Genomic DNA, 13,528 nt, shown 5'->3' on the forward strand with positions numbered 1-13,528 from the left:
CTACGCTCAACTCCAATACAGCAGCGTGACGCGGTATGCAATGAATGCCGCGACATAAGCCACCGTGGTCATGTATAGGAACTGCGCTGCAGGCCATTTCCAACTGTTGGTCTCGCGCTGCACGACTGCCATAGTCGACATACACTGCATGGCAAAAGCGAAGAAGACCAAGAGTGCGATGGCACCCGCCGGGCTCAGGTCGCTCCTTAAGGCTTGCTGTAGTGCCATGGCGTGCGATTCCGGATCGACACCATGCAAGGTTCCCATCGTAGAGATGATTACCTCGCGTGCTGCAAAGGAGCTTAGCAGGCCAACTCCCACTTTCCAGTTGAAGCCGAGAGGCCGAATTGCTGGTTCGATGAAGTGCCCAACTTTCGATATCGCGCTATCGGCAATCGCCGGAGGCTGGCCGTGATTCATCGGCAGATAGGTGAGAGCCCACAGAAGAATGCTGACTCCAAGGATCACAGTTCCTGCGCGGAAAAGGAAAGCCTTCGCGCGATCCATTAACCGCAACCCGAGCGACTTCCACATCGGCCAGCGATAAGGCGGCAATTCCATTACGAAAGCAGCGTCACGACTCCGAAGAATGGAACTCTTCAGCGCCTTGGCCGTTATCACGGCCATCACAAAGCCGAGTACGTATAAGCTCAACATCGCCACTGCGCGAGTACCCACAACAGGCCCAAGGACCGGATGATTAGGTATGAACGCGGCGATAACCATCGTATAGACCGGCAGGCGCGCAGAGCAGGTCATAAACGGTGCAATCAGGATGGTCGCAATGCGATCACGCTTGTTCTCGATGGTGCGAGTCGCCATGATTGCCGGTACCGCACATCCGTAAGCCGAGAGCAGGGGAATGAAAGACTTTCCATTCAGCCCAACCCTGGCCATCACCTTGTCTGAAATGACCGCTGCGCGCGCCAAATATCCCGAGTCTTCGAGAATGCCAATCACGAGGAACAGAAGAAGTATCTGCGGCAGGAATACCAGCACCGATCCTGCCCCCTTCCACACTCCGTTCACTACAAGCGAATTGATCAAGCCCGAAGGGAGAATACCTCCGAGCCAGACGCCCACATGGTCGAGCAATTTTTGTAGCAGGTCGCTCGCTGGTTGGCCGAGAGAAAAGATCGTCTGAAATACTGCGACGATTACGACCGAGAAGATCACTCCACCCCAGAACTTGTGTAAGAAGATAGAGTCCAGCCGTCGCGTCCACTCGGGAGTTGCGCCACGCCGGTACGCCGCTTCTGATCCCATGCGCACAGCCCATTCGCGGCAATGCTTAGGATCGCCGAAGATCGGCAGTTCTAAAGGTTCTGGCGTGTGCGGAGTCGCTACCAGAAAATTAGCAACAGCCTGCAGACCTTCGCCAGTTGCGGCGCTTACGAGCGCGACCGGTGTCCCAAGGTGTTTGGCCAAAGCCAGCACGTCAATTTGTCCACCCTGTTTGCGCAGTTCGTCTGCCATGTTCAACAGAACAAGCGTCGGCAGACCGAGTGCGATCACGCGCCCAGCCAACACGAGGTGGCGATTGAGATTGTTGGAGTCGAGTACGAGAATGATCGCGTCTGGACGTTCCGTGCCGGGCATTTCGCCATTGAGCACGTCGACCGTTACTTTTTCATCTTCCGATTTCGGTTTCAGGCTATAGACGCCAGGAAGATCGATGAGCGCAACTTCTCGTCCTGAATCGAGTCGAAGACTTCCTGTATGGTGTTCAACGGTGACACCCGGAAAATTGCCTACGCGCTGACGGAGCCCGGTAAGTCGATTAAACAGGGTAGTCTTACCAGCGTTGGGCGGCCCGACGACTGCAACGGTCTTGTAAACCGGTGTGCCACTTGTTTTCGAATTGATAAGGGTTCCCGGGAGCGATACTGGGAGACTCACTGCTTACCTCATCTCTGCTTCAGTATCTGCGAGGGGTCGTACAGCGATGCAGCGAGACAGCTCGCGACGCAGCGCTACTTCTGTTCCGTCCACGCGATACACGCGCGGGTTACCACCTGGCCCGCTGCGCGCCACCAGCACCTCCAGGCCCGGCACAAAACCGAGATTCATCAGATGCTCGGCAGTGCTCTGGGGCATGTCGAATTCTTCAAGGATTCCGCTTTCGCCAACGGCGAGGTCCGAGAGGGACTGGGGTTTGTCTGTGTGAACTTTCATGAAGTTGAAAACCATTTTCAATACCGAAGTTATTCTAACTCTGTTTGATCCATCTTCAACGGATCAAAGTCACAATAGTTTGTGACTGGCGAACCAATAATGTTAATGTGTTCACAATCAATCATATACGAGCACACGCGGCTCTGTCTCTAGGGCTCCCACTCTATTGCAGATGAAAAACTCATTAGCGGACGCAGCTCGCGGCTGCCACTAGACACGCCTACAACTTCAGTCCATTCAGGCTCATCCAAACGCATGGTTTAGCTGCCGGGGCGTTCGGTCTCTTTCTCTCGGTGACAGGGTGGGCTCAATGGAAAACCCGTTACAAATCAAGCGAATTCATCACGTCGAGTTCTGGGTCGGTAATGCGAGACAGGCGGCGTACTTCTACCGCAATGTCTTCGGTTTCTCGCAGATTGCGTATCGCGGACAGGAGACAGGCAGTCGCGAAGTAGCTTCCTACCTGCTCAGCCAAGGAAAGACAAATTTCGTTCTAAGTACTCCGCTCATCTCCTCTCATCCAGCAGCGGAGCACATAAAGCGGCACGGAGACGGTGTTCGCGACATAGCGCTCGAGGTCGCTGACGCGGATCTCGCTTTCGAGCAGGCTCTGGCTCGCGGGGCCGAAGCTGCCGAAGCTCCTCATGATCTCAAGGATGAATTCGGCACGGTCCGGCGGGCAGCGATTCGGACCTACGGTGACACGATTCATTCCCTGATTTCTCCGCGTGGTTATAAAGGGCCGTTCCTCCCGGGCTATGGCGAGCAGAGAATTGCTGGCGATGACGTTGGAATCCTTCGCATCGATCACATGGTAGGGAATGTAGAGCTCGGGCAGATGAATCGCTGGGCTGAGTTCTACTCGAAGATCTTCGGGTTTCACCGATTCATAAGTTTCGACGATAAGGACATCTCGACGGAGTACAGCGCCCTGATGTCGATCGTGATGTCAGATGATTCCTATTCCGTGAAGTTCCCGATCAACGAACCCGCTCCTGGGCGCCGCCGCAGTCAGATCGATGAGTATCTCGAAGCGTATCAAGGCGCAGGCGTACAACACATCGCCCTACAGGTGAAAGACGTCATAGCCACAGTGGACAAGTTGCAGCGAAATGGCATGCAGTTCTTGCGGGTGCCAGACAGCTACTACGACTTGCTCCGGGATCGTATTGGTCGGCTGGAAGAACCGATCGAGGAAATCAAGCGTCTCGGCATTCTCGTTGATAAGGACCAGGACGGCTATCTGCTGCAGATCTTCACGCGCCCCGTTGAGGATCGTCCCACTGTCTTTTACGAGATCATTCAGCGTAAGGGAAGCAAGGGATTCGGCAAGGGGAACTTCAAGGCACTCTTCGAGGCCATCGAGCTCGAGCAGGCCCGCCGGGGCAATCTGTAACACCTGTACCGTAGTCGCGAATCGGAGATGCGATGGCACCCAATGTCATGATCAGCAGCCAGGCAAGCAAGCCGGAAGCGCGCGATCGCCAGCAGCATCCTGCGCTCAGCTATCAATCAGGTTTCGGGAATGAGTTTGCAACCGAAGCCGTTTCCGGAGCGTTGCCACAGGGGCAGAACGCGCCTCAGAAGGTTCCGTTTGGCCTGTACGCTGAGCAGCTCAGCGGCACTCCGTTCACCATGCCACGATCTCAGAATCGCCGCACGTGGGCCTATCGCATCCGTCCAAGCGTGATGCATCAACCCTATCATCAGACCAGCAATGGTCTGTGGCGTTCGACTCCGTTTGACGAAGTTCCGGCTCCGCCAAACCAGATGCGTTGGAACCCGCAACCCATGCCAGCAGCTCCTACTGATTTCGTCACCGGGATACGAACGCTGGCCGGCAACGGCGATTTCGCGATGCATAGCGGTATTGCGATTCACTTATACGCTGCCAATCAGTCCATGGAAGGCGTTTACACCTACAACGCCGATGGCGAGATGTTGATTGTGCCGCAGACTGGTCGCCTGCTCATTCACACGGAATTGGGACGGATTGAACTTACTCCAGGAGAGATCGCCGTCATTCCGCGTGGAATCAAGTTCCGAGTGGAGTTGCTCGAGGGGGAAGCCCGAGGATACATATGCGAAAACTATGGAGCAACTTTCCGGCTGCCGGACCTCGGCCCAATCGGTGCTAACGGCCTCGCAAATCCGCGTGATTTTGAAACTCCGGTTGCAGCGTTTGAGGATATTGAGCGACCGGTGCGCGTCATCTGCAAGTTCCAGGGTAATTTGTGGGAAAGCGAATACGATCATTCGCCTCTGGACGTTGTTGCCTGGCACGGAAATTACGCGCCTTACAAGTACGATCTTGCGCGCTTCTGCGTGATCAATACAGTCAGCTTCGATCACCCGGATCCATCGATTTTCACTGTACTCACTGCGCCTTCTGAGATTCCAGGAATGGCAAATTGTGATTTTGCAATCTTTCCTCCGCGTTGGATGGTGGCCGAGCGCACATTCCGACCACCGTGGTTCCATCGCAACTTCATGAACGAATTCATGGGCCTGATTCGTGGCGAGTACGACGCCAAGGCAGAGGGCTTCGTCCCCGGAGGTGCGAGCCTGCACAACTGCATGAGCGGTCACGGTCCCGATTCAACGAGCTATGAAAAAGCGTCATCGGCTGAATTGAAGCCGCAGTATCTGGCCGATACACTGGCCTTTATGTTTGAAACGCGTTTCGTATGCCGTCCGACGCGCTTTGCCCTTGAGACCGCGGAACTGCAACACGAGTACTACACCTGCTGGCAGAGTTTAAAGCGGAATTTCCCGCGGGGTTAGCGATCATGTCCACGTCGGCTCGAACTGCAACTGCTTCGCTACGAGTGTTTCTTGAATCGATCATCGACTATGCAGGACTGTTTCCGCCTGCCTCTCTGGACATGATTACTGCAGTGAACAAATATGCAGGGTATCTTGCGGGTCCGGAACGATGGGCTCTCGGGTGCTTTGTTGTTCCTGTCGCACGCCTAGATGAGTTCATCAACGCACAGGAGAACATTGCGAGTGATCCCTGGCAGTTGACTGGAATCATTTCAGCCGACCTACAAGCTGAACTTGCTGCGGTTGGTGAATTCAATCGCAAAGCTCTGGGCGCAGTCATTCGGTCAGTCGAGGTGCGAGTGACTAGATCCAACGAAGTTGAGCTTGCACGAAAGCATCGCCCGGCCGATGTCGAACTGTTCTTTGAAATCACTCCTCAGCAAGCCGCCGAGTTGTTGCCCGTCATACGGGGTGACCGCGCGAAGCTTAGAGCCGGTGGAGTTACACAGGAAGCATTCCCCGCAGTGGAGCAGATTGCTGACTTCCTGGCGCAATGTGCTGAGTCGCGCGTGCCATTCAAGGCTACTGCCGGACTTCATCATCCAATCTGCGGTGTTCGCCCTCTGACTTACGAGCCAAATGCACGGGAGGGGAAGATGCACGGTTTCGTGAATCTGTTTACGGCGGCAGCGGTTGCGTTCACAGCCGTGAGCGCCGGTCGCCCCGTTCCACGACGCTCCGTCGCGACCTGTCTGATTGACGCAGATCGTGCCAATTGGCATTTTGGCAACGACGCTATGGTGTGGAACGGCGATGACGCGCCTCTCCGAATCAATCTGGACACGCTACGATCCATGCGCTCACAATTCGCACTGAGCTTTGGTTCCTGCTCATTTGAAGAGCCATTTCAGGATCTGCGCGAGCTAGACCTTCTATGAAATCTGAATTGAACGAAACACACGACCCCAACGCACGATCGTTCGTAGAGTCTGCGAACATTCCGGGTTGCGACTTTCCCATTCAGAACTTGCCATTCGGAGCTTTCACGAATGGGCAAAATATCGGCTCTACGCTATGTGTCGCGATCGGGGACCGTGTTCTCGACCTCAATGCCGTCGCGGAGCTCTGCCTTCTCGAGGGCGTCGACGAAAGCGTATTCGAGGTGTGCAAGGACTCGTGCCTAAACGGCCTGATGGGACTGGGCGACGCTCGGTGGTCTGCGCTGCGTCGCTCCCTATTTATATTGCTGAGCAGAGATTCCAAAAAGCGATCTGAAGTCGAGAAATGCCTTCATCCGCTTGGTGCCACCACGTTGGTTATGCCGGTCGATATCGGCAATTACACCGATTTTTACGCATCGATCCATCACGCCAGCAATGTCGGAGCACTATTCCGGCCCGACAATCCGTTGCTTCCGAATTACAAGTGGGTACCGATCGGCTATCACGGTCGTGCGTCGAGCATCGTTGTGAGCGGAACCGAAATTCGCCGACCGCGTGGGCAATTGAAATCAGGATCCTCTGACCAGCCCGAGTTTGCGCCCTCCCAGCGCCTTGATTACGAAGCAGAACTCGGGGCGATGGTCGGAGTCGGTAACGAAATGGGAGAACCTATTCCCATCTCACAGGCAGTAGATCATATTTTCGGTTTCTGCATTGTGAATGACTGGTCAGCACGGGACATCCAATCGTGGGAATATCAGCCACTCGGGCCGTTTCTGGCCAAGAGCTTTGCCACCTCTCTCTCTCCATGGGTTGTGACGGCCGAAGCTCTGGCGCCCTTCCGTGTTCCTGCTTCATTGCGAGTCGAGACAGACCCAAAGCCGCTCCCATATCTCAGTGATCCTACCGACCAGAAGACAGGCGGATTCGATATAACCATCGAGGTCTGTCTTCGAACCGAGGCAATGCGCAACGCCAATTACGAAGCACACGGCGTCAGCCGAGGAAATCTGCGCGACATGTATTGGACCTTTGCGCAGTTGTTCACTCACCATACTTCCAATGGTTGCGACCTGCGCCCTGGGGATCTTCTCGCCAGCGGCACGATTTCCGGAGCCGATTCAAATTCGCGAGGATGCCTTCTCGAGATTACTCGTGGAGGTGCCGAGCCCATTCATTTTCCGGGCGGAGAGCAGAGAACATTTCTGCAGGACGGTGACGAGGTTCTCATGAAAGCCTATTGCGAGCGTTCCGGTGCTACCCGCATCAGTTTTGGCGAGTGTCGTGGCATCGTGGGCCCCGCAATGTGAACCGCCTCCGCGACAGTGTTTCTTTAAGCAATGGCACAGGGCTGTACATGTGTTTTGCCGATTGAGATCGCTTGCCTTGCGTGGTAGAACGTTGCTGTAGCTCGGTGCTCCCTCGCGTTTGCACCGGGCCGGAGGCAACGTGACGCGCTATTACGAATATTTCGAGCATGCGGTGGCAGCAGCCATTTCTGGCGCCACAGTGTTGACCTCAAATACTCGTGCCGCACGTGCGATTCGCGCTAGAGTCGAACAACGCTTGCGTGGTAATCGGTCAGCATGGCTCACACCAGAAGTCATGCCGTTCGGAGCGTTCCTTGAGCGACTCTACTCAGATGCTGTTGTCGTCGGAGCAATTCGGCTGCATCCACTTCAACGGGAACAGGAATTTCAACTTTGGAGACGGGTGATAGAGCGGTCGACTAGCGGTCGCGAACTTCTTCTGCCCGAATCGGCTGCAGCTCTCGCCTCGGAATCGTTCCGTACCGCTGCGGAGTATGAGATACGGCTCGATTCACCTCAAATGTATGTTTCCAGCGACACGCGCGCATTCGCCACTTGGGCTGCCGAATTCAAGCAACAGCTGGCAATCCATGGCTGGACATGTCCAGCACTTTACACGAGCGAGTTGCTTCGCATCCTGCCATCGCTAAAGCTGCCAACGCAGATTTATATCTACCTTCCTGAACTTACTCCTGCGCAGGAGCGCTTCGTTGACGCACTCAAGCGCGCGGGCATTCGCATCTCCGATTATCCAGAGGCGTCTGATGGCGCAACGGACGATGTCGCACGTTATGAGTTCGATGGATGCGTTGACGAGTTGCGTGCCGCGGCTACTTGGGCTCGCAATCACATCGAGGCCAAGCCCGACGCCCGTATCGGAGTCGTACTGTTCGATCTCGATCGCAAACGCTGCCAAGTCGAGCATGCTTTTCGATCCGTGCTTCAGCCAGAGTGCCTACTTGGCGAAAACTCGGTTTCAGCGTTTGAGATTGCCGAGCCCATGCCGCTCGCCGAGTATCCTATCGTTCACTGCGCATTGCAGTTGTTGTCCATGGTAGCTGCGCCAGTGGACTTCCATGACTTCTGCGAGATCTTTAGCTCGCCGTACATCGATGCGGATCCCGAATCTGCGGCGAAGTTCATTGCGCGGGTACGAAAGCTTGCGCGGCGACAGGTGAGCATCGACGATGTCATAGGTTGGCTGCGCGATTCGAAAGAGCTCGCACAGTTCAGTAGGGTCGTTGATTCGCTCCCGCGGCGGGCGACAAAGGCCATTGAGCATCCGGCGACGTACTGGGTTGATGTCTCCCGCAAGGTGCTCGGCGCTTTTGGCTGGCCCGGGCGAGTGGCCTTGAACAGCGAAGAGTTTCAGTGCACTGAGAGTTGGAGCGATCTTCTTGTATCGCTCTCGTCATTGGATCTGCTGGATTGGCGCACGGATTTCAACGGCTTCGTACAGAGGCTAACCCGCTCAGCCGCAAACAAGAGCTTTAAGCCAGAGAGTCATCAAGCACCAATTCAGGTCATGAGCGTCAGTGAGTCCGAAGGCTCAACGTTCGATGCGCTTTGGATTGGGTCTTGCAGCGATGATCTCTGGCCGGACTCGCCCCGAAACTCCCCTCTGATCCCAATCGTTCTGTTGCGCGGAGCGGGCGTACCGCTAGTTGGATCGAAAGCGGCGGAACTGCGTACTCACAGCATTACCTCCCGACTGTTGCAGGCAGCCCCGGAGGTCCGGTTGAGCATGGCTTTGCGGACTGAAGACGAGCGCGAGCAGCGCTGGAGCCCGCTCTTTGCAAAATGGCAGAACGCGACGGAACCACTCAGCATAGCGCCCCCTGTTCCGGCATCGTTTGCGACACAGGAGCTCGAAGAGTTAGTAGATTCAGCGGCACCTCCGTTGCACGTGGACGAGGATGCACGTGGCGGCACATCGCTTCTTCAGGAGCAATCAGTTTGTCCCTTCCAGGCTTTTGCCAAGCGTCGCCTTCTTGCCCGGGAACCCGAGAAGCCGAACGAGGCAGTTGCTCCTACGGAGCGAGGCAACATCGTTGAGCTTGCACTCCAGTACACGTGGGAGGAACTGAAGGATAGCGATGGACTTCGACGCCCGGATCTCCACGCCTTCGTCGAGAAGTCCGTTAGTCGGGCCATGGCCCACGTTTTGCCCCCGACGAGTGATGCGTGGACGATTCGCTTTAGACACATTGAGCGCGATCGAACCATCGCTGTTATTCAAGAGTGGCTGCAGGTGGAAGCAACGCGAGCCCCCTTTGAGGTGCTCGGCCATCAACTCGAGGTCGAAATCAAACTTGGAGGTCTTGCAATCAAGGGCCGACTTGATCGCCTCGACCGAGTTGGGGATTCACACCTCGTCCTCGATTACAAGACGGGCGCTGCCATGGGAGTAAGTGCGTGGCAAGTCCCTCGTCCTCGTATGCCGCAGATGCCGTTCTACGCCGTCGCCATGCAGCAGCAGAAGCGGGACATAGCGGGAATCTCTTTCGCTGTGGTGCGCAGAGGGGAGTGTGGATTCAAGGGATATCTGCAAGACGCAAAGTCGCTTCCGTGTGTTGATCCTTCAAGGCGGACATTTGAAGGCACGTCCTTCGGCGAATACACCGTCCGCTGGGCGGAAGAATTGGAGCGCATTGCAGAATCTTTTGTGCAGGGATTTGCTGATATCGATCCAAAAGTGCCTCCCGGCAGGGGAAACTCGACCTGCGATCTCTGTCACCTGAGCGCACTATGCCGCATTGGTGACATTGCAATGGACAACGCCGAGAGCGACGCCGGAGGGGAAATCAATGAGTAGCCCAACTCACCGTGCCATTGCATCCGACGCCGGCGTACGCAAAGCTGTTCTGGATACATCGCAATCCTGGATGTTGCAGGCCCCGGCAGGTTCCGGAAAAACGGAACTGCTGATGCAACGCTATCTGGCGTGCCTCGCCACGGTTGATCAGCCCGAATCAGTGCTGGCCATCACTTTCACTCGCAAGGCCGCCACCGAGATGCGCAATCGCATTCTTGCAGCCTTGCAGCGAGCCAGCGAAATCAGCGATCTAGAACTGTCTGAGTCCGCCCCGCATGTGCAGCAGTCGTTGCAATTGGCGCGCGCAGTCCTGAACACATCGGCGGAACTTGGCTGGAACATTCTTCTGCATCCATCGCGGCTACAGGTTCGCACGCTCGACTCCTTCTGCGAAGCCGTGGCCCAGCGTGCGCCATTCAAGGGATTGCTTGGCGGCGTCGCGCAGGTCTCAGAGGATGCACGACCGCTCTACGAAATTACTGCGCAGCGCGTCATTGATCAGTTGGCATTTGAGGGTAGCCGTGGAGATGCCGTTGCGGTGTTGCTTCAGCATATGGACAACGATGTCCGTGGTGTGCGCAACCTGCTGGCTTCCATGCTTGGTCAACGCGATCAGTGGCTGCATTTTCTCGGGCGATCCGACGTGCTCGACGCCGATCAGCAGGATGCCCTTCGCAGCAGACTCGAATCGGCGCTCGTTCTTGCCGTCGAGGAAGACCTCGCTCTCGTTCGTGAGCATCTGAAATCAGCTCTGAGCGGCGTGCAAGAACTCGAGTGCTTGCAACTACTGCACTACGCGAGCGCGCAACTGGCAGATACCGGCGGCACTACATCGGCAGTGTTTGATGCCATAGCTGCTGCGGGAGAGGTCATCGAGATGCCGTCCAGCACTGATCCCACGAGTTGGCCCAGTGCGACTGCTTCCGAATTGAATGCGTGGCGAAACATTTGTGACTTTCTGCTCACCTCCAACAAAGCTGCATTTCGTAAAAGTGTGGACAAGCGGCACGGCTTCCCGGTATTGACGTTGGAGCAGAAGGAAATGAAGCGCATCTGCATGGAGTTTTTGGCTGGTCTTGCTGGCCTGCCATGCTCTGCAGAACTCTGCGCTGCACTACATCGCATTCGTCGCATTCCCGATCCCCGCTACACTAATGCGCAATGGCAATTGATTCTGGCCGTACTTGAACTCTTGCCACTGGCTGCTGCCAACCTAAGCCTGGTGTTTGCGGAGCAGGGAACCATTGACTTCGCCGAGTACGCACAGCGCGCTCTCGACGCGATCGGTGCACAGGGTGACCCCACTGAGTTGGGACTGCAGCTTGGGTATCGTATTCGCCACATCCTGGTGGATGAGTTCCAGGACACGAATCGAGTGCAGGTGGAATTGCTCTCCCGCCTCTTCGGCACATGGGAGCAGGATGAACCCTGCTCAACTTTCTTCGTCGGCGATCCTATGCAATCCATCTATGCGTTTCGGCAGGCGGATGTCTCCATCTATCAGCAAGCGCGCAAGGAGGGAATTGGCGGGAACGAGCATCGGTACGATCGTCTGACTCAGAATTTCCGGTCGCAGCGGAAACTCGTCGACTGGATCAATCGGGTGTTTCCTTCTATCCTGCGCGAAGACAGCGACCTTACAAACTCCGTTCGCTATTCCGCAGCGGAGCCTTCGCGTGCCGCGCTGGATGGCGCTCCAGTGTTTGTAAAGGGATTTGCGCCGGGAGATAGGACCGGAGAAGCCGAGCACCTTGCGGCATGCATTCGCCGTGAACTTGCAATGCCAACTCCGCCGGGAGAGAAGCCAATAAGGATTGCGGTGCTTGTCCGCTCCAGAACTCACCTTCCACATCTCGTGGAGGCGCTACGCAGGTCCAAGATTCAGTATCGAGCGGTGAAGACGGACCGTTTGTCCGATCGCCCCCTTGTTCGCGATATGAATGCACTTCGGTGTGCACTGGGAGATCTTTCCGACCGAACGTCGTGGCTCGCGGTCTTGCGCGCACCGTGGTGCGGACTGAGCCTGGCCGATCTGCTGGAGATTTGCCGGGGGGACGAGCGTTCTACAGTGCGAGAACTGTTGCGCAGCCGATGGGGACATTTATCGTTAAACGCTCGTACGGCACTTGCGCGTTGCCTTCCGGTTCTCGATGATGCTGTGTCGAAGAAGGGACGTGGTTCCCTTCGCTTGCTAATTGAATCCACATGGCTCAGGCTTGGTGGCCCTGCTTGTCTATCCAAGCAGGAGCAAATGCAGGGGATTCGCGAAGCCGAAGCGTACTTTTCGCTACTGGACGAGCAGTCTTCAGCTGGTGCTCTGCGCGACCCTGAGCTGTTTACGCGAAAGCTACACGATCTGTTCGCGCCAGCGGATACCCGCAGCGACATTCGCGTGGAAATCATGCCGATTCATCAGGCAAAGGGCCTGGAGTGGGATGTTGTGTTACTTCCCGCACTCGAGCGCCGCTCCCGTCAGGATGACAAGAGTTTGCTTTATTGGCGCTCGCGGCGGCGCAAGAATCAAGAATATCTGCTGCTGGGGCCACTGGAGGCACCAGGCAAGAAGGACAGTAAGAGCGCCACCATAGAAAGCTATTTGCGCGATATTTCCAGTGACTGTTCGCGTGAAGAGCTTAAGCGGTTGTTCTATGTTGCTGCCACGCGCGCGCGCAAACGGCTGTATCTTTCCGCAGCCGTTCCTGACAACGCACCTGATGCCAACTCAATGCTTCGCCTGCTGTGGGACGTTCCTGAACTGCAACAGGCCTTTGCCCGTCCGGCAGAGCAAAACCAACTCGCGCTTCCACTCGAGAACGTCGCGCCTCAATTGCTGCTGCGTCGACTTCCAGCTACATACAAAGTGCCGGACCCACCCGAGGCGTTGAGATGGAATGCACCTCAACCGGCTACAACGGATCAGGAACACAGGTTTGAGTGGGTAGGAGATTTACTGCCTCGCATTGGCGTGGTAACGCATAGCTTCCTTCAGCGAATTGCATTGGATGGTCCTGAGCGTTGGGATACTCCGCATCTGCAAGCCGCGAAGCCCTCGATATCCGCGGCATTGCTGCGAGCAGGAGTCAGGCGAGAGGAACTGGAGCAGGGGATTGCTCGGGTTACGGACGCGCTAATCAGAACGCTTAATGATGAACGTGGACGGTGGCTACTCGCGTCTCACGATGAACATCGGTGTGAGCTTGCAGTTTCAGCCGTCATCAACGGACAAGTGCAGAACATTCGTGTGGATCGCACGTTCATCGAGCAAGGCACTCGATGGCTGATCGATTACAAAATTAGTGAGCAACTTGGTGGCGATCCAAAACGATTCCTTCAGATGCAGGTTGAAAAGTACCGTCCTGACATGGAGCGCTACGCTCGTGTGATGCAGGCTTTCGATCCGAGACCAGTGCGTTGCGCGCTCTACTTCCCGCTGCTGAGTACGTTTTGTCAGGTCGAAGTTGAGCGTTGATACTGCCGTCGCATCCCACACATCAGCCACTGCAAAGGTTAGACTGTTGTAT

8 protein-coding genes are annotated in these 13,528 nt (G+C 55.9%); 6 read left to right on the plus strand and 2 right to left on the minus strand.

The annotated features are described in order from the left end of the window. Positions 1-6: 6 nt before the first annotated feature. Positions 7-1,899, minus strand: coding sequence for a ferrous iron transport protein B (gene feoB / locus AC6IZD_RS07180; protein ID WP_497787005.1), 1,893 nt, complete (start codon positions 1,897-1,899; stop codon positions 7-9). 3 nt (positions 1,900-1,902) lie between these two features. Beyond that, a complete protein-coding gene (locus AC6IZD_RS07185; protein ID WP_497787006.1) occupies positions 1,903-2,175 on the minus strand; it encodes a FeoA family protein in 273 nt (90 codons plus the stop codon). A 310-nt stretch (positions 2,176-2,485) separates the two neighbouring features. Here AC6IZD_RS07185 and hppD point away from each other — a divergent pair, with 310 nt between their 5' ends. The 6 genes from hppD (at position 2,486) to AC6IZD_RS07215 (ending at position 13,476) form a co-directional block, all read left to right on the plus strand. Further along, on the plus strand, positions 2,486-3,571 hold the full coding sequence (gene hppD / locus AC6IZD_RS07190; RefSeq protein ID WP_497787007.1) for a 4-hydroxyphenylpyruvate dioxygenase: 1,086 nt from the start codon (positions 2,486-2,488) through the stop codon (positions 3,569-3,571). A 32-nt stretch (positions 3,572-3,603) separates the two neighbouring features. Next, on the plus strand, positions 3,604-4,959 hold the full coding sequence (gene hmgA, locus AC6IZD_RS07195; protein ID WP_497787008.1) for a homogentisate 1,2-dioxygenase: 1,356 nt from the start codon (positions 3,604-3,606) through the stop codon (positions 4,957-4,959). Between the two features lie 5 nt (positions 4,960-4,964). After that, positions 4,965-5,879, plus strand: coding sequence for a hypothetical protein (locus AC6IZD_RS07200; protein WP_497787009.1), 915 nt, complete (start codon positions 4,965-4,967; stop codon positions 5,877-5,879). After that, a complete protein-coding gene (fahA, locus tag AC6IZD_RS07205) occupies positions 5,876-7,192 on the plus strand; it encodes a fumarylacetoacetase (RefSeq protein WP_497787010.1) in 1,317 nt (438 codons plus the stop codon). The genes AC6IZD_RS07200 and fahA overlap by 4 nt, the downstream gene beginning before the upstream one ends. A gap of 139 nt (positions 7,193-7,331) precedes the next feature. Then, positions 7,332-10,007, plus strand: a complete 2,676-nt coding sequence (locus AC6IZD_RS07210; protein WP_497787011.1) for a PD-(D/E)XK nuclease family protein — start codon at positions 7,332-7,334, stop codon at positions 10,005-10,007. Beyond that, positions 10,000-13,476: a UvrD-helicase domain-containing protein gene (locus tag AC6IZD_RS07215; protein ID WP_497787012.1), complete on the plus strand. Its 3,477-nt coding sequence runs from the start codon at positions 10,000-10,002 to the stop codon at positions 13,474-13,476. Before AC6IZD_RS07210 ends, AC6IZD_RS07215 begins: the two co-directional genes overlap by 8 nt. The last annotated feature ends 52 nt before the right edge of the window (positions 13,477-13,528 follow it).

The organism is Koromonas humicola (assembly GCF_059726255.1).

Excerpts from the sequence above, each read along its gene's own strand:
- AC6IZD_RS07200 (WP_497787009.1), top strand. The coding sequence starts at position 4,965 with ATGTCCACGTCGGCTCGAACTGCAACTGCTTCGCTACGAGTGTTTCTT.
- fahA (WP_497787010.1), top strand. The coding sequence starts at position 5,876 with ATGAAATCTGAATTGAACGAAACACACGACCCCAACGCACGATCGTTC.
- hmgA (WP_497787008.1), top strand. The coding sequence starts at position 3,604 with ATGGCACCCAATGTCATGATCAGCAGCCAGGCAAGCAAGCCGGAAGCG.
- AC6IZD_RS07185 (WP_497787006.1), bottom strand. The coding sequence starts at position 2,175 with ATGAAAGTTCACACAGACAAACCCCAGTCCCTCTCGGACCTCGCCGTT.
- AC6IZD_RS07215 (WP_497787012.1), top strand. The coding sequence starts at position 10,000 with ATGAGTAGCCCAACTCACCGTGCCATTGCATCCGACGCCGGCGTACGC.
- hppD (WP_497787007.1), top strand. The coding sequence starts at position 2,486 with ATGGAAAACCCGTTACAAATCAAGCGAATTCATCACGTCGAGTTCTGG.